This window comes from Lentibacillus kimchii (assembly GCF_055381965.1).
Map to the genome: position 1 here is coordinate 1,143,349 of NZ_AP043934.1, position 18,626 is coordinate 1,161,974.

Sequence of the window (18,626 nt, forward strand, 5' to 3'; positions counted from 1 at the left end):
GTTTCTGACCAATGCTTTTCAGGACATAAATATACGTATGTTGAGCTGTTCGTGGTTCATTTGCGACAGTTCCAGACCCGGAGCCGTTATGCCGAAATCATCGATTGATAATCTGTCAATCTGCCTGACAGCGGACGCCAGATCTGTCTGCAAGTCATGCAATAGTGTCTGTCCTGCTGTTTGACCGATGGGGATTCCGCGCACAGCATTTTGGACAAGTCCAGCAACAGTTGAATACAAATAGGCCAGTACAATGGATTGTTTAGGAATATTCAAACCGTAGCCAATCATCGCAAATACGATTGCCGGATGGCCAAATGCCTGCTTTGTTTCGATCTTGTGGCTGTAGATTATAAGGCTTTGGAATTCGTATAATGGAATTGTCATTTTCAAGAGACGTTCGCCCATTTTCATGTTCGCATCCCGTGTTTCAGCTGGAAGGTTCTGAACAGTTATTAATGAGTCCAACTGCCAGATATCTTCCATACGCTTGTTCTTAAGTGCTTCATAACTGAGCGCGCAGGCCAGACCATCTGTGTAAACCAGCTGCTCTTGTAAGTAAGCTTTAATCCAGGACGAAAATGTATGTTGATTACTGATGTGATCACCTTGAATATAGGTTTCCAGACCAAAGGAATGGTTAAAGGCACCTGTCGGAAAGTTAGAATCACACAGCTGCATGAGGTCAAGTACATAATTATCCATGACTATGCCCCACATGACGGAATGCTTGCTCCACTTTTTCTGTTTCGCGGGAAAAGGGAATACCTATATTTTGCAGCAATTCCTCAACCAGATAATCGTATTGGATTACCATGGTACCGTCTCGGAACTGTGCAGGCAAATGGCGGTTGCCAAGCTGATGCGCAATATCACCCATCTCATTCAAATTGCGGGGATATATTACCAGAAGATCTTCTGGTAATACATCAACCATTATTAGATTAGCGTCATCCTGGTATAAAACATCGCCGACCTGTAAGTTCTTGCCGTCTTTTAATTTAATGCCAATTTCCTTATTGTGATCTGTCGTTACACGCTGAATCCGCTTGAGTAAATCACTGTTCTCCAAATAAACTTTCTCAATCTGGTAATTGTTCAGCGCCTGTTCATCGATATCTCTAACATGGTTAACAACCTCTTCAATGACCATTTGATTCACCTCAGAACAAGAAATATTGTTGCGTCATCGGCAGTTCATCAGCAGCTTCGCAGGTAATTTTCTCGCCATCAACACGTACGGTATACTCCTGCGGGTCAACTGTCAGTTCAGGGGTTTCGGAGTTCCATTTCATATCTTTTTTAGACAGATTACGGATACCATGAACTGGTTTGGTTATCTTTTCCAGACCTAATTGTTCTGCAATGCCGTTATCATAGGCCGTTTGTGATACAAACGTGAATGAACTTTGTTTAAGTGCCTTGCCATAAGAAGCGAACATGGGACGATACTTAATTGGCTGCGGTGTTGGAATTGATGCGTTGGAGTCACCCATGACACTTTGCACGACAAAACCGTTCTTAATAACTTTATCCGGTTTCATACCAAAGAATTTGCTGTCCCAGAGGGCGAGGTCTGCTGTTTTTCCGACCTCAACAGATCCAATATAATCTGATACCCCATGTGTTATAGCTGGGTTAATGGTGTATTTGGAAACAAAACGTTTCACACGTTGATTGTCGCCGACTTCAGGATCTTCCTTCATCTTGCCCCGCTGCTGTTTCATTTTATGAGCCACTTGCCATGTCCGGAGAATCACTTCACCAATTCGTCCCATTGCTTGGGCGTCGGAACTGGTCATACTAAAAATACCCATGTCCTGGAGAATATCTTCGGCAGCAATTGTTTCTTCACGAATTCGGGAATCTGCAAATGCCACATCCTCTGGAATATCTGGACTTAAATTATGACAAACCATTAACATATCCATGTGCTCATCAACCGTGTTAACGGTATAGGGAAGCGTCGGGTTTGTTGATGAAGGGAGGACGTTGGCATAGCTGGCTGTTTTAATAATGTCTGGTGCGTGGCCGCCGCCAGCCCCTTCTGTATGATACGTATGGATAACGCGGTCTTTAAAGGCATCTACTGTATTTTCCACAAAACCACCTTCGTTCAGTGTATCTGTGTGAAGGGCAATCTGAACATCATAGTTGTCGGCAACCTCCAGTGAGTGATCAATAGCCGAATAGGTTGCGCCCCAGTCCTCATGTACCTTTAAGCCAATAGCACCTGCTTCGACCTGTTCAGCTAGCGGGCCGGTATCACTGGCTTGACCCTTACCCAAAACCCCGATGTTAATCGGTAACGCCTCGGCAGCCTCAAGCATGCGGTGAATATGCCATGACCCCGGCGTAACCGTTGTGGCTTTGGATCCTTCAGCTGGACCGGTTCCGCCTCCAAAAAGGGTGGTAAGTCCTGCTGTCAGGGCTGTTTCGATTTGATCGGGATTAATCAGATGAACGTGGGAATCAATGCCGCCGGCTGTCAAAATTTTGCCCTCACCACTCATAACTTCTGTTGCTGCGCCAATGATGATGTCAATGTTGTCCATGATTTTCGGGTTTCCGGCATTGCCAATTCCGGAAATATTACCATCACGAATGCCGATATCCGCTTTATAGATCCCGGTATAGTCAACGATGACAGCATTCGTAATTACGAGATCTGCGACATCCGGATTATCTCTTGATTCTAAGGGATCCATTCCCATCCCTTCACGGGCAACTTTACCGCCGCCAAATACCACTTCGTCACCGAAAGAAGTCAGATCGTCCTCAATTTCTACGAGCAGATCCGTGTCTGCAAGGCGAATCGCATCACCTGTCGTAGGTCCATACATTTCAGCATACTGTTTTCGTGACATGTTTAAACTCATGATCTACCCTCCTTGTCTAATGGGCCATCTGTTTTTTCGTTCAAGCCATAAACGCGTCGTTCACCGACAAGTTCTACAAGTTCGATTTCCTTCTCATCTCCTGGTTCAAACCGAACGGGCGCACCTGCTGGGACATTCATGCGATAGCCAAATGATTCATCCCGATCAAACGCCAGTGCTTCGTTCACTTCATAAAAATGAAAATGCGAGCCCACTTGGATTGGACGATCACCTGTATTGACGGTCTTTATTTTTTTGGTTTCTTTTCCTTTGTTGCAAATAATGTCTTCATCTTCATCTTTGAGAATATATTCGCCCGGTTTCATATGGCAGGACCACCTTCCTTTGCTTAATTAATCGGGTTGTGCACGGTGACAAGCTTGACCCCGTCTGGAAAAGTCGTTTCTACCTGCACATCGCTGATAAGATGCGGCACACCTTCCATGACATCATCTTCGGATAATATCTTGGTTCCGTCCTCCATTAATTCGGATACTGATTTACCATCCCGCGCACCTTCTATTAATTCATTTGTAATAAGTGCAACGGCTTCAGGATGATTCAGCTTCAGACCGCGCTGTTTCCGCCGCTTAGCCACATCTGCCGCAACAACAATCATGAGTTTTTCCTGCTCTCTGGGCAGTAAATGCAACGTTATCCCTCCATTAATAACCAATCTTAAGAACGGTTTGTCCTATACCTAGCATGTATTGCCATATAAAAACTATGCATAGATAAATAATCTTCTTTTTAGGGGGACACTATAACGCTCAAGGAGGTATCTGAATGACGATCAAACCAGTCCAATTGATTAACATGATCTTAAAGGGCGTTTCCCAGGTTGTATTAATTGAAAATTCAATTACAGGAATCTTCATTATCGCAGGTTTAATGGCCACTTCGCTCTCGCTTGGTGTTCTTGCAATTGTTTCTTCATGTATCGGTACGTTAATTGGAATCGCTGGCGGCGACAGCGAGAGTGCGCAAAGCGGCTTGTTTGGATTTAATTCGGTGCTGACAGGCCTGGCTCTTTTCATTTATCTGGATGGTCCTTATACCTGGCTGTTTGCGATTATTGGCGCAGCCATTGCTGGTTTGCTGAATGCCAGCGTTATGCATATCCTTGGCCAATTTAAAATGCCGGCCATCACATTCCCATTTATTTTGGTGACCTGGCTGTTTGTTATCGCAGCTTATCAGCTCCATATTCTGGATTTGTCGAATGGTTTAGCTCCCGAAAGTCTAGCCAGCTGGACAATCACGCCAACAGGGGATTTGCACTGGTTTGAAGGAATGGTGAGGGGGGTCGGTCAAATTTTTTTGCAGGACTTTTTCTGGACCGGTTTTATCATTTTAGCAGGCATCTTCTGGGCAGGATGGACGTTTGGCCTTTATGCCGTCGCAAGTACAGTCTTAGCTTTTCTGACAGCTTACATCATGGGAGCTGACATGGAGTCATTAAATTCAGGTATCTACGGGTATAATGCTGTTTTAACGATTATAGCGGTCGCCGCCGTATTTGATGTTAAGACAGACTTTGCGCCTGTGACAGGACTGATTGGTGTGATACTGAGTGTGCCTGTCACGGCGGCTGTGCACTCCTTGCTTTTGCCATATGGCCTGCCTGTACTGACCTTGCCCTTTGTGCTAACGACATGGACGCTGCTGGCTGCAAGACAGGTGTTGGTAAAGATCTGAACAAAGCCGCCACCGATAAATGCTTCCAGTTAATAAATGTCACGATCAGACTATATGTCCGGTCTGCTTTTTGGTATAATAAGAGACATGTACCACGAAGTATGCATTAAGACATCGAGATAGGAAGTGAAGCAAAAATGGGCGGTTTTACTGGCGTGATACGCAATTATCCGGAAATCCCGGATGAAGAACAAAAAGCGGTTTTTAAAGAGCAAATTCAATGGCTGATTCACCATTATTCGGATGACGAAGGCTATTATTACGATAAGTATGCGTCATTAGGATTTAAGCGGAGCACAAACAGTGGCTATGAGAGTGAACTCCGGCCGCTAACCTATGAAGATGAGGCCATGTGGTTTGTTTTTTATGGCGACATTTATAATACTGAGGAATTGCGGCAGAATGTCACAACAGAAGATGATACGATTGCCACTGAGTCTGACGCAGAGATGCTGGCGGTATTGTTTAAAAAATATCAGGAACAGGCTTTTGCGCTTTTACGCGGGACGTTTGCCGTTTTGATTTGGGATAAGGAACAGGCGATCTTGTACGGGGCACGTGATCCATTTGGCATTAAACCACTATTTTACAGAGAAACAGATGAAGAAGCCGTTTTCGCATCAGAAAAGAAATGCATTTCGTTTATGGCGGAACATGAAGCCATTGATACGGAGGCGCTGCAGCATTACTTAAGTTTCCAGTTTGTACCTGAACCAATGACAATGACAGACCATATTAAAAAAGTGGCGCCCGGGCATTACTTTATAAAAAAACCGGGTGAAAAAATGACGCAGCATCGTTACTGGCAGGCATCATTTACACCAGTTCTGGCAGATAAACAGAATTGGATCAGACGAATTCGCGATAGTCTGTATGATTCTGTTAAAGTGCGTATGAACAGTGATGCTCCAATTGGAGCGTTTCTCTCCGGCGGCATTGATTCGACGATTATGGCAGCTATTGCCAAAGAGTTCAAACCGGATATTAAAACATTTTCAGTCGGCTTTGACCGGGAAGGCTATTCTGAAATTGATGTGGCTAAAGAAACAGCGGCTAAACTAGGGGTAGATAATATAGCTTATCGTATTACCCCAGAGGAATATGTAAAGGCACTTCCGAAGATTATGTGGTATATGGACGATCCGCTTGCTGATCCGGCCTGTGTGCCTTTATATTTTGCGGCACGCGAAGCCAGGAAGCATGTCGATGTGGCTTTGTCAGGTGAGGGAGCAGATGAGCTGTTTGGCGGTTACAATATTTACCGCGAGCCGGAGTCTTTGAAGTTATTTTCCTACATCCCGTTCACAGTTAAAAAACTGCTGAAGCGCGTTGCTGCCGTCATGCCAGAGGGTGTGCGCGGCAAGAGTTTTCTTGAACGGGGCACCACACCGCTCCGGGATCGTTACATCGGCAATGCTAAAATGTTTGAGGAGGACGAGAAGCAAGCGTTTCTGAAATCGTTCCGGAAAGACTTGTCCTACCGGGAAGTCACCGGCCCATTATATGATCAGGTGAGCGCGTATCCGTTTATTAATCAAATGCAGTATATTGATATCCATACGTGGCTGACAGGAGATATTCTATTAAATGCCGACCGGATGCTGGCGGCTCATTCTCTTGAGCTTCGTGTGCCATTTTTGGATAAAGAGGTGTTCCGGGTCGCAAGTCAGCTGCCGCCCAAGTTAAAAACAGGCAATGGAACAACTAAAAGCATTTTGCGTGACGTATCACGCGGTTTAATACCGGATCATGTACTGGACAGGAAAAAACTCGGGTTTCCTGTGCCTATCCGGCACTGGCTGAAGAACGAGCTGTATGATTGGGCCAAACGGCTGATTCAGGAAAGTTCGACTGATCATTTATTGGATAAATCGTATGTTCTCAATTTGCTTGAGGCGCATTGTCAGGATAAAGGCGACTATAGCCGGAAAATCTGGACAGTTCTCATGTTTATGCTGTGGCATCAAATTTTTGTGGAAAATCAGTTTGACAGAGAAACACTGACTCAGACCGGATCTGACAGCAAAGTTTTCCTCAGATCAGAGTCCAGCTAGAGTTATGAAAGCAGACGACTGCGAAAAAAGGGCGGCCGTCTGCTTTCATATTAATGTTCAGTTCAGCCATGCAGATTAAAATGACTGGCTTAAATTCGTGTGGTGTTTATAGTATTGACTCTTTTCAACGTAGGATTTACGAATGCGCGCCATCTCTGCATAGTCTTCATCAGTCAAAGTGCGCACAACTTTGGCCGGGCGTCCCAGTGCGAGTGAATAGGGCGGTATCTTTTTGCCTGGCGGTACAAGGCTCCCAGCACCAATGAAAGCATATTCGCCGACTTCGGCATTATCCATAATCAGGGACCCCATGCCAATCAAAGCATTGTTTCTAATGGTGCAAGCGTGCAAAGTGACTTGGTGTCCGACTGTGACATCGTCTTCAACAGTTACCGGGAGATCAGGACTTTGATGGATTAGTGACAAATCCTGAATGTTAACACGACGCCCGATTTTTGTCGGAGCGACATCACCGCGTATAACCGTTTTGAACCAGATGCTGGCGTCTTCCAGAATCGTTACATCTCCAATAACGTCGGCATCATGGGCTATGAAAACGGATGGATGAATATCAGGTTTCGTTTGTTTAAACGGGTCTATCATTTGAATCCCCCTTGAAAATATGATGGTATAATCAGTGTAGCAAATTTTTCTGACTTATATCGAATGATCGGAGGAATAGGTGTTGGCAAGCGGTATACCGAAGACCTCTTTAACGTTAATGACGACCGTCTACCGCAGGATTTTTCCTGCTGTTCACAGGGAATTAGCTTTTTGGAAGACGCGGGCTGAGGCGATTCCGAATGCTGAATTGCGCAAGCAGGCGCTTGCAAGTATTGAAACCAAGCGTTTTCACTGTCTGGGGGGTGCGGTATATGCGCTGCTTGCCGGCAGTAAGTGGCGGGAAGCTGTTCGATTTATTGTAGCTTATCAGACAATCAGTGATTACCTGGACAACTTATGTGACCGGAGTATATCGCTTGACCCGAATGATTTTCGTCTGCTGCATGAAGCGATGAGCGATGCCCTGAGCCAGAAAAATCCACTTCAGTTTTATTATGCGTTGCGTACAGATCAGCGGGATGGCGACTATTTGGCCGATCTCGTCCGCACGTGTCAGCAAACAATGCAACGAATAACAGCTTATACTGAGATCAGCGAGCACATTCAGCAATTGGAGCAGCTTTACAGCGACTTGCAAGTCCATAAACATGTGAAAGAAGAGGAGCGTGTTCCGCGGCTTGTGAACTGGTTCGAGGAAAAGACTGATCATTCATCATTGTATTGGTATGAATTTGCGGCAGCAGCCGGTTCAACGCTTGGAGTTTTTTGCCTTGTGTCTTATGCTTTGGGGGAGCGGCTAACGCGTTCATTGCCGGATGCCATTATTACAAGTTATTTTCCGTTTATGCAGGGATTGCATATTTTACTGGATTATTATATTGATCAGCAGGAAGATGAGGCAGAAGGGGATTTGAATTTTTGCCGTTTTTATGCTGATAGAACAGAGCTTAAAAAACGGCTTATGTACTTTGTCACCCAGGCTGATTGTCATGTGCAATCACTGCCCGATCGCCGATTTCATGAGCTGGTGCGGCACGGGCTTATCGGGCTTTATCTGGGTGACCCTAAGGTGCGAACGCTTGAAGGCGGTCCGGAAATGACTAATGCATTGCTGCGCATGAGCGGCTATAAGGCACGTTTTTTTCATTGGAATACGCGATTTTTCTACCGCTTCAAACAACGAGGCTGGGACAAACGTACGAACAACTAGAATGAACGTTTGCGTGACTAAATCGTTTTCGTTTTGTCCCAGCTTCTTTATTCGTGTTTTGTAATGGCCAGAATAAAAGGCGGATCATTTTTCTGATTAACAAAACCATAGAATAAAACCTGATAGTGATACTGATTCAGTTGGCGAACGTAGCGCATAAGCTCTTCGCGTTCCTGATCGCCGCCTTCATGACCATGATAAACGACGAGTACAATAATTCCGTTCTGCTTCAGGTGCAGAAGCATGCTTTCGATGGCCAGGATTGTTGTCTCACTCTGGGTAATGATTGATTTATCGCTTCCCGGGAGAAATCCGAGATTAAATATGGCTCCGCCCAAACGGGTTAGCCGGTCCACAGGTATATGGTGCAGCAAATTGCTGTGACTGTCTTTAATAAGCGTTGTGTTCGTTGACCCATTTTGCGCGAGAAGCTCATTTGTGTGAGCAATTGCCTGGTCCTGAATATCGAAACCAAATACATGGCCTTCCTGACCAGCAATCTTGCTGAGAAAAACGGTATCGTGGCCGTTTCCACACGTAGCATCAATGATCGTATCACCCTGATTGACAGCTTCCTGCATTAAATAATGTGAGTAGTTAATGATTCCTTTTAGCATAGTGCACGTGCTCCTTTACGTTAACTGCTCATAGTTTAGCACGAAAAAGGGGTGATTGGAAAGGACGGACGCTGTCGGATCTTGACAACTCCCCCTCTTATTGGGTAGACTGCACTATATACAGGAGAGAACGACTATGATAAGGACTAGTAATGAATGCTCTCGGGTGAAGCGAGACAGTGGCTGGTGTGAACTGTTCCCGACCTTTTGTGAACTCACCTTTCAGTTGCAGAAATGACGATGCGTTCCTAGTTTCTGCCGTGGATCCCGCGTTAAGGAAACGAGTGAACGTTGCAGCACGTTAATCGGGGTGGTACCGCGGGAGATAAACTTCTCGTCCTTTTAGAGGATGAGAAGTTTTTTGTATAGACAGTCATTCTGGCCCTTAAAAATGAATAACAGGAGGCAATGAATATGAGTTTTAACCATCAGGAAATTGAGAAGAAATGGCAGCACTATTGGGAAGAAAATGAAACATTTAAAACGCCCGCACATTCAGATAAAGAAAAAATCTATGCCCTTGATATGTTTCCTTATCCGTCCGGAGCAGGGTTGCATGTAGGACACCCGGAAGGCTATACAGCAACCGACATTTTTTCCCGGATGAAACGTATGCAGGGATATGACGTCCTGCATCCAATGGGCTGGGATGCATTTGGCTTGCCTGCCGAACAATATGCCATTGATACAGGCAATAGCCCGGCTGAATTCACTGAGCATAATATTGCTACCTTTAAACGGCAGATTAAGGACCTTGGTTTTTCCTACGACTGGGATCGTGAAATTAATACAACTGATCCGCAGTATTATAAATGGACGCAATGGATATTTAAAAAGCTTTATGACCATGGACTGGCCTATATGGCTGAAGTCCCGGTTAACTGGTGCCCGGCACTTGGAACAGTGCTGGCCAATGAGGAAGTTATTGACGGTAAAAGCGAACGGGGCGATCACCCTGTTGTCCGTAAACCGATGAAACAGTGGATGCTCAGAATTACTGATTATGCTGACAGACTTCTGGAAGATTTGGATGAACTCGACTGGCCGGAAAGCATTAAAGACATGCAGCGCAATTGGATTGGCCGTTCGGAAGGTGCTGATGTCATATTTGATATTGCCGGCTATGAAGAGCAATTCACAGTATTCACTACAAGGCCTGACACCTTGTTTGGAGCAACTTATGCTGTGTTTGCACCAGAACATCCGCTTGTTGAAAAGATCGTTACGCCTGCTCAAAAGGAGGCAGTCGAAGCCTATTTAAAAGAAATCGAAACGAAATCGGATCTGGAACGGACAGACCTTGCGAAAGAAAAAACGGGCGCATTCACTGGCGCTTATGCGATCAACCCCGTTAATCATGAAAAAATGCCGATCTGGATAGCTGATTATGTGCTAATGAGCTATGGTGAAGGAGCGATAATGGCTGTTCCGGGTCATGATGAGCGTGACTATGAATTTGCACAAACATTTAACCTGCCTATAAAAGAAGTTGTGTCCGGTGGCGATTTGACCAAAGAAGCGTATGCCGGTGAGGGGGAGCATATTAATTCCGATTTTCTCAATGGTCTGATGCAGGATGAAGCCATCACGACAATGACGAACTGGCTGGAAGAGCACGGAAAAGGGAACGGAACGGTTACTTATCGATTGCGTGACTGGCTTTTTTCCAGACAGCGTTACTGGGGTGAGCCTATACCAATTATTCATTGGGAAGACGGGTCTATGAGCGCCGTGCCGGAAGACGAACTGCCGCTGGAGCTGCCAGCGCTCGACGAGATTAAACCGCCTGGTAATGGTGAATCACCGCTTGCTAATAGTGACTGGGTTCATGTTGTTGATCCGGAAACGGGTATGAAGGGACGCCGGGAAACCAATACCATGCCGCAATGGGCTGGCAGCTGCTGGTATTTTCTGCGTTTTATTGACCCGAATAATCCAGAGCAGCTGGCGGATCCAGAAGCCCTTAAACAATGGTTGCCGGTAGACATTTATATTGGTGGTGCCGAGCATGCGGTTCTTCACTTATTATATGCTCGGTTCTGGCATAAATTTCTTTATGACATTGGTGTCGTTCCAACAAAAGAGCCATTTCAAAAATTGTTCAACCAGGGTATGATTCATGGGGAAAACCATGAAAAAATGAGTAAATCCAAAGGAAATGTTATTAACCCTGATGATATTGTCACAACACACGGTGCCGATACACTCCGGCTTTATGAAATGTTTATGGGACCGCTCGACGCTGCAGTTGCCTGGTCAACGAATGGTCTCGACGGAGCACGGCGTTTTCTGGACCGGGTATGGCGCCTGATTGTAACAGAAGACAGAGGCATAACGGATAACATTGTGCCGGTGAGTCATGACACGCCACTGGATAAGGTGTACCATGAAACCGTCAAAAAAGTAACAGAAGACTTTGAGCAGCTTCATTTCAATACAGGCATTTCTCAGTTGATGGTGTTCATTAATGAAAGCTATAAAGCAGATGAAGTTCCAAAGGGTTATATTGAAGGATTTGTTAAAATGCTTTCGCCTGTTGCGCCACATGTATCTGAAGAGTTATGGGAACTGCTTGGTCATACGGAAACAATCACGTATGAGAACTGGCCGGCCTATGATCCAGCTAAATTAGTCGAGGACGAGGTTGAAATTGTCATACAGATTATGGGTAAGGTTAGGGCTAAAATGAACGTGGCTAAGGATATATCACAAGAAGAACTGGAGAAACAGGCTTTGGCGAATGAACGTATTCAAGAACAGCTTGAAGGAAAAACAGTGCGCAAGGTGATTGTGGTTCCGGGCAAATTAGTGAATATCGTTGCAAATTAAACAAAAAGGATCTCATTCTTCCGCGAATGGGATCCTTTTTGTTTAGTCAGATGGTTTCCAGTCAGTGTCTAGAATGATCCACTCGCCATTTTCGTAATACCACAATGTCTCGATCGTTCCCAATTTATCGGATCGATCGGTTCCGCTTATCTGCTGACGGCTTTTTAGCCCATAGCCTTGAGAATCACTCACTTGAACAGGTTCAAACCGGGCGATGGGAGCAATGATTGGTGATGCATCAGACTTCACGTCGCCATTCTCTTTATAAATACCCTTTCGAATATAAGCTGACGCTTTATCTGCTACATTAATAAGTGATGGCTCCTGTTTGTAATCAATCTGGACTGCAATCTGAAAATCATCTCTAAATTCAGCTTTTATAGATTGTTGTTCAGGAAGTTTCATTTCTGTTAGCTGACCATTTTCAAACGTATGCAAGTGGTAATGATGTGAATCGCCGTTACCAGTTTCACTTTGATAAAACAGATCATTAACATTGTTATGATTCAAATCGTAAAACTGAATGTAAGGCTTATAGCCGCCTTCATAGGAAATTTCCCAGTCATCGCCCTCAGTATTTGTGATATGGGTCTTTATTATGGTATTGTAATTTGAGTCTGATCCCAATGATGTTCCGAGCAGTTTGACCGTTTCTTGAGCATTATTGCCGGCAACATCTTTTTGATATATATGAATCTCTTGGGAATGTGGCTCAGTTTCCTCTGCTGTAGCTGGTGAGGGCATTAAGAAACCTGTCAGCAGTAATGCTGCGATAATTAAAGTCATTCCATTTTCACCTCTAATATGATTTAGTTTGTGAAATTTGGCGTTTATATATGCACTTTTAGATATTTATTTTAATCGATTATTGACTTCCATTTTAAACTGTAGTACTATTGTGTTTGTCGCTGAAAGACAGCGAAGAACAGCAAAAAACAGCGAATAATCATAGATAAATGACTGATTGACAGCCACTAATCGTGATGATATAATGATTTTGTTGTTGAAGAAACGACATTATTTGCTCCTTGAAAACTGAACAAAACAACCAGCCTGAAACAGATGTCAGGTAAGAGGCACCCGGTCATATGTGTTCATATGATTGGATGAAGCTTTTTGAGACATTATGAACGCTGAGATAAAACGATTGATCGGTGTCAGTCGTTTGCATCTCTCTTATTTATTGGAGAGTTTGATCTTGGCTCAGGACGAACGCTGGCGGCGTGCCTAATACATGCAAGTCGAGCGCGGGAAGCAGGCAGATCCCCTTCGGGGGTGATGCCTGTGGAACGAGCGGCGGACGGGTGAGTATCACGTGGGCAACCTGCCTGTAAGACCGGGATAACTCGTGGAAACGCGAGCTAAAACCGGATAACACCTCTCACCGCATGGTGAGGGATTGAAAGGCGGCCTCAGGCTGCCACTTACAGATGGGCCCGCGGCGCATTAGTTAGTTGGTGGGATCAAAGCCTACCAAGGCCACGATGCGTAGCCGACCTGAGAGGGTGATCGGCCACACTGGAACTGAGACACGGTCCAGACTCCTACGGGAGGCAGCAGTAGGGAATCATCCGCAATGGACGAAAGTCTGACGGTGCAACGCCGCGTGAGTGAAGAAGGTCCTTGGATCGTAAAACTCTGTTGTCAGGGAAGAACAGATACTGTTCAAACAGGGCAGTATTTTGACGGTACCTGACCAGAAAGCCCCGGCTAACTACGTGCCAGCAGCCGCGGTAATACGTAGGGGGCAAGCGTTGTCCGGAATTATTGGGCGTAAAGGGCGCGCAGGCGGTCTTTTAAGTCTGATGTGAAAGCCCGCGGCTTAACCGCGGCAGGTCATTGGAAACTGGAGGACTTGAGTACAGAAGAGGAGAGTGGAATTCCACGTGTAGCGGTGAAATGCGTAGAGATGTGGAGGAACACCAGTGGCGAAGGCGACTCTCTGGGCTGTAACTGACGCTGAGGCGCGAAAGCGTGGATAGCGAACAGGATTAGATACCCTGGTAGTCCACGCCGTAAACGTTGAGTGCTAGGTGTTAGGGGGTTTCCGCCCCTTAGTGCTGAAGTTAACGCATTAAGCACTCCGCCTGGGGATTACGGCCGCAAGGCTGAAACTCAAAAGAATTGACGGGGGCCCGCACAAGCGGTGGAGCATGTGGTTTAATTCGAAGCAACGCGGAGAACCTTACCAGGTCTTGACATCCTCTGATGGCGGTAGAGATACCGTGTTCCCTTCGGGGACAGAGTGACAGGTGGTGCATGGTTGTCGTCAGCTCGTGTCGTGAGATGTTGGGTTAAGTCCCGTAACGAGCGCAACCCTTAAGCTTAGTTGCCAGCATTAAGTTGGGCACTCTAAGGTGACTGCCGGTGACAAACCGGAGGAAGGCGGGGATGACGTCAAATCATCATGCCCCTTATGACCTGGGCTACACACGTGCTACAATGGATGGTACAAAGGGACGCGAAGCCGTGAGGTGAAGCAAATCCCATAAAACCATTCCCAGTTCGGATTGCAGGCTGCAACTCGCCTGTATGAAGCCGGAATCGCTAGTAATCGCGGATCAGAATGCCGCGGTGAATACGTTCCCGGGCCTTGTACACACCGCCCGTCACACCACGAGAGTTGGCAACACCCGAAGTCGGTGAGGCAACCTTTTTGGAGCCAGCCGCCGAAGGTGGGGCCAACGATTGGGGTGAAGTCGTAACAAGGTAGCCGTATCGGAAGGTGCGGCTGGATCACCTCCTTTCTAAGGAAGATATTATATGGAAGCCGGTGCTTGTCGCTTAGCGCGGCAGTATCGGCCGGATCGATATCTGTTTTCAGCTACTCTGGTTGTTTGGTTCAGTTTTGAGGGAGCAAACCCTCATCTGTCTAAGTTATCACATACTGTGATGCTTGCAGATAGAAGCTTTGTGCAGAGATGCACATTTGCACCTTGAAAACTAAATAAGAGCAAACCATTCAAGACGACATCCAGACGTTCGTTTAAACGAATGTTTTATTAAGTTAAGTGATCAAGGGCGCACGGTGAATGCCTTGGCACCAGGAGCCGAAGAAGGACGGGACTAACACCGATATGCCTCGGGGAGTCGTAAGCAGACTGTGATCCGGGGATTTCCGAATGGGGCAACCCACTGTCCGTAATGGGACAGTGCCTGTGTCTGAATTCATAGGGCGCAGGTGGCATACCCGGGGAACTGAAACATCTCAGTACCCGGAGGAAAAGAAAGCAAACGCGATTTCCTGAGTAGCGGCGAGCGAAACGGAAACAGCCCAAACCGGAAAGCTTGCTTTCCGGGGTTGTAAGGACACGCCATCGGAGTTATCAAGAAATGGTTTAGGCGAATTGATTTGGAATGATCAGCCAAAGAGGGTAAGAGCCCTGTAGCCGAAAAGCGATTTCCTCCGGCGTGGATCCTGAGTACGGCGGAACACGTGACATTCCGTCGGAATACGGGAGGACCATCTCCCAAGGCTAAATACAACCTGGTGACCGATAGTGAACCAGTACCGTGAGGGAAAGGTGAAAAGCACCCCGGAAGGGGAGTGAAAGAGAACCTGAAACCGTGTGCCTACAAGTAGTCGGAGCCCGTTAATGGGTGACGGCGTACCTTTTGCAGAATGGACCGGCGAGTTGCGATCGTATGCAAGGTTAAGTGGAAGACACGGAGCCTGAGCGAAAGCGAGTCTGAACAGGGCGATTTGAGTATACGGTCGCAGACCCGAAACCGTGTGATCTACCCATGCCCAGGGTGAAGGTCAGGTAACACTGACTGGAGGCCCGAACCCACGTATGCTGAAAAATGCGGGGATGAGGCGTGGGTAGGGGTGAAATGCCAATCGAACACGGATATAGCTGGTTCTCTCCGAAATAGCTTTCGGGCTAGCCTCAAGGAGCGTGTACCGGAGGTAGAGCACTGATTGAACGAGGGGCCCTCACCGGGTTACCGAATTCAGTCAAACTCCGAATGCCGGCTACATAGCCTTGGGAGTCAGACTGTGGGTGATAAGGTTCATGGTCGAGAGGGAAACAGCCCAGACCGCCAGCTAAGGTCCCTAAGTATACGTTAAGTGGAAAAGGATGTGGCGTTGCTCAGACAACCAGTATGTTGGCTTAGAAGCAGCCACCATTTAAAGAGTGCGTAATAGCTCACTGGTCGAGTGACTCTGCGCCGAAAATGTACCGGGGCTAAACGTATCACCGAAGCTGCGGATTGTTCTTCGGAACAATGGTAGGAGAGCGTTCCAAATGCTGTGAAGTCAGACCGTGAGGACTGGTGGAGCGTTTGGAAGTGAGAATGCCGGTATGAGTAACGAAAAAAGAGTGAGAATCTCTTTCACCGAATGCCTAAGGTTTCCTGAGGAAGGCTCGTCCGCTCAGGGTTAGTCGGGACCTAAGCCGAGGCCGAAAGGCGTAGGCGATGGGTAACAGGCCGACATTCCTGTACCACCTCGTGAGCATTTGAATGATGGGGAAACGCAGAAGGATAAGGAATGCGCACTGTCGGAAATGTGCGTCCAAGCAGTGAGGAAATTGGTCAGGCAAATCCGGCCAATGGTTCCAGGCTGTGACGGGGAGGGAAATTGAGTACCGAAGTTCCTGACTTCACACTGCCAAGAAAAACCTCTAGTGAGTTCACAGGTGCCCGTACCGCAAACCGACACAGGTAGGCAGGGAGAGTATCCTAAGGTGAGCGGGAGAACTCTCGTTAAGGAACTCGGCAAAATGACCCCGTAACTTTGGGAGAAGGGGTGCTCAGGGCCGAGTCCTGAGCCGCAGTGAAGAAGCCCAAGCGACTGTTTACCAAAAACACAGGTCTCTGCGAAGCCGCAAGGCGACGTATAGGGGCTGACATCTGCCCGGTGCTGGAAGGTTAAGGGGAAGCGTTAGCGCCTCTGGCGCGAAGCGGCGAACCGAAGCCCCAGTGAACGGCGGCCGTAACTATAACGGTCCTAAGGTAGCGAAATTCCTTGTCGGGTAAGTTCCGACCCGCACGAAAGGTGCAACGACTTGGGCACTGTCTCAACGAGAGACCCGGTGAAATTATACGATGCGTGAAAATGCGCATTACCCGCGACAGGACGAAAAGACCCCGTGGAGCTTTACTGCACCTTGACATTGAATGTTGGTACAGCTTGTACAGGATAGGTGGGAGCCGTGGAAACGTGAGCGCGAGCTTACGTGGAGGCACCCGTGGGATACCACCCTGGCTGTACGAACATTCTAACCCTGGACCGTAATCCGGTCCGGAGACAGTGTCAGGCAGGCAGTTTGACTGGGGCGGTCGCCTCCTAAAAGGTAACGGAGGCGCCCAAAGGTTCCCTCAGAATGGCTGGAAATCATTCGTAAGCGTGCAAAGGCACAAGGGAGCTTGACTGCGAGACCTACATGTCGAGCAGGGACGAAAGTCGGGCTTAGTGATCCGGTGGTTCCGCATGGAAGGGCCATCGCTCAACGGATAAAAGCTACCCCGGGGATAACAGGCTTATCTCCCCCAAGAGTTCACATCGACGGGGAGGTTTGGCACCTCGATGTCGGCTCATCGCATCCTGGGGCTGTAGTCGGTCCCAAGGGTTGGGCTGTTCGCCCATTAAAGCGGTACGCGAGCTGGGTTCAGAACGTCGTGAGACAGTTCGGTCTCTATCCGTCGCGGGCGCTGGAAGTCTGAGAGGAGCTGTCCTTAGTACGAGAGGACCGGGATGGACACACCGCTGGTGCACCAGTTGTTCCGCCAGGAGCACGGCTGGGTAGCTACGTGTGGTCAGGATAAGTGCTGAAAGCATCTAAGCATGAAGCCCCCCTCAAGATGAAACTTCCCATCACGTCCAGTGAGTAAGATCCCTCAAAGACGATGAGGTTGATAGGTCCGGGGTGGAAGCGTGGCGACACGTGAAGCTGACGGATACTAATCGATCGAGGACTTAACTAACAGGATGCAGCTTGATGGTTCTCTTATTTAGTTTTCAGGGTGCAAAGGTTTAAAAAACCTCTTGCATTTTGAATTAAAAATGCTTATAATGGTTTCTGTGCTTCATTAGAATAAAAGAACAGCATAAGGTCTGGTGGCGATAGCGGAGAGGACACACCTGTTTCCATGCCGAACACAGCAGTTAAGCTCTCCAGCGCCGATGGTAGTTGGGGTTTGACCCCTGCAAGAGTAGGACGCTGCCAGGCAATAAAAAACTGGAGCATTTAGTTGCTCCAGTTTTTTATTTTGCAACAGGTGAAGCACACACTTTGTATTTAAAAAAGTCTGAATAAATGGGCAGCCACTTAATCCAGTCAAAGATGTCTTGCTGGCGTCTTAGTAATAGCTGCCGTAGCTCCAGCCAAGGCCACCACCAACGTAGGCGGTGCCAACAATAATAAGAAGGATGAACAAGACAACGATCAAGGAAAATCCGCCGCCATATCCTTCGCATTCTGCATTCATTCCCATTCACCTCCTAGGAAAGGACACTAATATACTATTCATGGACTGACTGATTGTGTGAACGAAGTCCATGTTTATTAAAGAATGTATAACTGAAGCAGGTCTGCCCGTTCTCCGAATATGAACGATACTTTCGTAATAAACAGTTCGAAATTTTTTTAGTTTATTGTATATTAATTAGTTGTTTTAAAAATACTGCAATGTTAAAATCATTTGGTTGAAATTAATAATACAAAGCACCATAAAAATATAGATTCAATGTTAAAGACGGCGATAGACTTCATATGTTTTTTAGCTGTCCTTGATAATAGGGTCATTTGTGATGCAGAAAGGAGTATTT

At 46.8% G+C, this 18,626-nt stretch carries 13 protein-coding genes, 3 rRNA genes and 1 other annotated feature; of the genes, 7 read left to right on the forward strand and 9 right to left on the reverse strand.

All coding sequences use genetic code 11. The annotated features are described in order from the left end of the window. Positions 1-18 precede the first annotated feature (18 nt). From ACZ444_RS06200 to ACZ444_RS06220, 5 genes are read right to left on the reverse strand one after another with little or no spacing between them, the layout of a single operon-like run. Positions 19-705 carry an urease accessory protein UreF gene (locus ACZ444_RS06200; RefSeq protein ID WP_382357529.1) on the reverse strand — a complete coding sequence of 229 codons (687 nt, stop codon included), beginning with the start codon at positions 703-705 and terminating at the stop codon, positions 19-21. Continuing rightward, positions 698-1,153: an urease accessory protein UreE gene (ureE, locus tag ACZ444_RS06205; RefSeq protein WP_382357638.1), complete on the reverse strand. Its 456-nt coding sequence runs from the start codon at positions 1,151-1,153 to the stop codon at positions 698-700. The genes ACZ444_RS06200 and ureE overlap by 8 nt, the downstream gene beginning before the upstream one ends. 10 nt (positions 1,154-1,163) lie before the next feature. Then, positions 1,164-2,879 (reverse strand): urease subunit alpha, encoded by a 1,716-nt coding sequence (gene ureC / locus ACZ444_RS06210; RefSeq protein WP_382357528.1) that lies wholly within the window; start codon positions 2,877-2,879, stop codon positions 1,164-1,166. After that, positions 2,876-3,205, reverse strand: a complete 330-nt coding sequence (locus ACZ444_RS06215) for an urease subunit beta (RefSeq protein ID WP_382357527.1) — start codon at positions 3,203-3,205, stop codon at positions 2,876-2,878. The genes ureC and ACZ444_RS06215 overlap by 4 nt, the downstream gene beginning before the upstream one ends. A gap of 23 nt (positions 3,206-3,228) precedes the next feature. Then, a complete protein-coding gene (locus ACZ444_RS06220; RefSeq protein WP_382357526.1) occupies positions 3,229-3,531 on the reverse strand; it encodes an urease subunit gamma in 303 nt (100 codons plus the stop codon). Positions 3,532-3,665: 134 nt separating this feature from the next. Between ACZ444_RS06220 and ACZ444_RS06225 the strand changes: the two genes are divergently transcribed. Then, complete coding sequence (locus ACZ444_RS06225) at positions 3,666-4,577, forward strand: urea transporter (RefSeq protein WP_382357525.1); 912 nt, start codon at positions 3,666-3,668, stop codon at positions 4,575-4,577. Between the two features lie 137 nt (positions 4,578-4,714). Beyond that, positions 4,715-6,631, forward strand: a complete 1,917-nt coding sequence (gene asnB / locus ACZ444_RS06230; RefSeq protein WP_382357524.1) for an asparagine synthase (glutamine-hydrolyzing) — start codon at positions 4,715-4,717, stop codon at positions 6,629-6,631. A gap of 75 nt (positions 6,632-6,706) precedes the next feature. Here asnB and ACZ444_RS06235 read toward each other — a convergent pair whose 3' ends face one another. Continuing rightward, positions 6,707-7,234: a gamma carbonic anhydrase gene (locus tag ACZ444_RS06235; protein ID WP_382357523.1), complete on the reverse strand. Its 528-nt coding sequence runs from the start codon at positions 7,232-7,234 to the stop codon at positions 6,707-6,709. An 82-nt stretch (positions 7,235-7,316) separates the two neighbouring features. On the opposite strand from ACZ444_RS06235, the gene ACZ444_RS06240 reads away from it, so the two are divergent. Continuing rightward, positions 7,317-8,405, forward strand: a complete 1,089-nt coding sequence (locus ACZ444_RS06240) for a tetraprenyl-beta-curcumene synthase family protein (RefSeq protein ID WP_382357522.1) — start codon at positions 7,317-7,319, stop codon at positions 8,403-8,405. A gap of 47 nt (positions 8,406-8,452) precedes the next feature. Here the strand turns inward: ACZ444_RS06240 and mnmM are convergent, their stop codons facing one another. Then, on the reverse strand, positions 8,453-9,022 hold the full coding sequence (gene mnmM / locus ACZ444_RS06245) for a tRNA 5-(aminomethyl)-2-thiouridylate-methyltransferase MnmM (protein WP_382357521.1): 570 nt from the start codon (positions 9,020-9,022) through the stop codon (positions 8,453-8,455). A 127-nt stretch (positions 9,023-9,149) separates the two neighbouring features. Continuing rightward, positions 9,150-9,367, forward strand: a binding site (T-box leader). A 69-nt stretch (positions 9,368-9,436) separates the two neighbouring features. Between mnmM and leuS the strand changes: the two genes are divergently transcribed. Continuing rightward, positions 9,437-11,851 (forward strand): leucine--tRNA ligase, encoded by a 2,415-nt coding sequence (gene leuS, locus ACZ444_RS06250; RefSeq protein WP_382357520.1) that lies wholly within the window; start codon positions 9,437-9,439, stop codon positions 11,849-11,851. A gap of 42 nt (positions 11,852-11,893) precedes the next feature. Here leuS and ACZ444_RS06255 read toward each other — a convergent pair whose 3' ends face one another. Next, the gene (locus ACZ444_RS06255; RefSeq protein WP_382357519.1) at positions 11,894-12,637 is read right to left on the reverse strand and encodes a hypothetical protein; all 744 of its coding nucleotides are present in this window, start codon (positions 12,635-12,637) and stop codon (positions 11,894-11,896) included. Positions 12,638-13,031: 394 nt separating this feature from the next. Here ACZ444_RS06255 and ACZ444_RS06260 point away from each other — a divergent pair. From ACZ444_RS06260 to rrf, 3 genes are all read left to right on the forward strand, one after another. Beyond that, positions 13,032-14,598: ribosomal RNA gene (locus tag ACZ444_RS06260) — 16S ribosomal RNA — on the forward strand. Positions 14,599-14,856: 258 nt separating this feature from the next. After that, a 23S ribosomal RNA gene (locus ACZ444_RS06265) occupies positions 14,857-17,782 on the forward strand. A 129-nt stretch (positions 17,783-17,911) separates the two neighbouring features. Further along, positions 17,912-18,027, forward strand: a 5S ribosomal RNA gene (gene rrf, locus ACZ444_RS06270). The 16S, 23S and 5S rRNA genes sit together here, the layout of an rRNA operon. A gap of 130 nt (positions 18,028-18,157) precedes the next feature. Here the strand turns inward: rrf and ACZ444_RS06275 are convergent. Beyond that, complete coding sequence (locus ACZ444_RS06275; protein WP_382357101.1) at positions 18,158-18,292, reverse strand: YjcZ family sporulation protein; 135 nt, start codon at positions 18,290-18,292, stop codon at positions 18,158-18,160. Between the last annotated feature and the right edge of the window lie 334 nt (positions 18,293-18,626).

Bases quoted from the DNA above. Each gene is read 5' to 3' on its own strand.
- ACZ444_RS06200 (WP_382357529.1), bottom strand. From the start codon at position 705: ATGGATAATTATGTACTTGACCTCATGCAGCTGTGTGATTCTAACTTT.
- ureE (WP_382357638.1), bottom strand. From the start codon at position 1,153: ATGGTCATTGAAGAGGTTGTTAACCATGTTAGAGATATCGATGAACAG.
- ureC (WP_382357528.1), bottom strand. From the start codon at position 2,879: ATGAGTTTAAACATGTCACGAAAACAGTATGCTGAAATGTATGGACCT.
- ACZ444_RS06215 (WP_382357527.1), bottom strand. From the start codon at position 3,205: ATGAAACCGGGCGAATATATTCTCAAAGATGAAGATGAAGACATTATT.
- ACZ444_RS06225 (WP_382357525.1), top strand. From the start codon at position 3,666: ATGACGATCAAACCAGTCCAATTGATTAACATGATCTTAAAGGGCGTT.
- asnB (WP_382357524.1), top strand. From the start codon at position 4,715: ATGGGCGGTTTTACTGGCGTGATACGCAATTATCCGGAAATCCCGGAT.
- ACZ444_RS06235 (WP_382357523.1), bottom strand. From the start codon at position 7,234: ATGATAGACCCGTTTAAACAAACGAAACCTGATATTCATCCATCCGTT.
- mnmM (WP_382357521.1), bottom strand. From the start codon at position 9,022: ATGCTAAAAGGAATCATTAACTACTCACATTATTTAATGCAGGAAGCT.
- leuS (WP_382357520.1), top strand. From the start codon at position 9,437: ATGAGTTTTAACCATCAGGAAATTGAGAAGAAATGGCAGCACTATTGG.
- ACZ444_RS06255 (WP_382357519.1), bottom strand. From the start codon at position 12,637: ATGACTTTAATTATCGCAGCATTACTGCTGACAGGTTTCTTAATGCCC.
- ACZ444_RS06275 (WP_382357101.1), bottom strand. From the start codon at position 18,292: ATGGGAATGAATGCAGAATGCGAAGGATATGGCGGCGGATTTTCCTTG.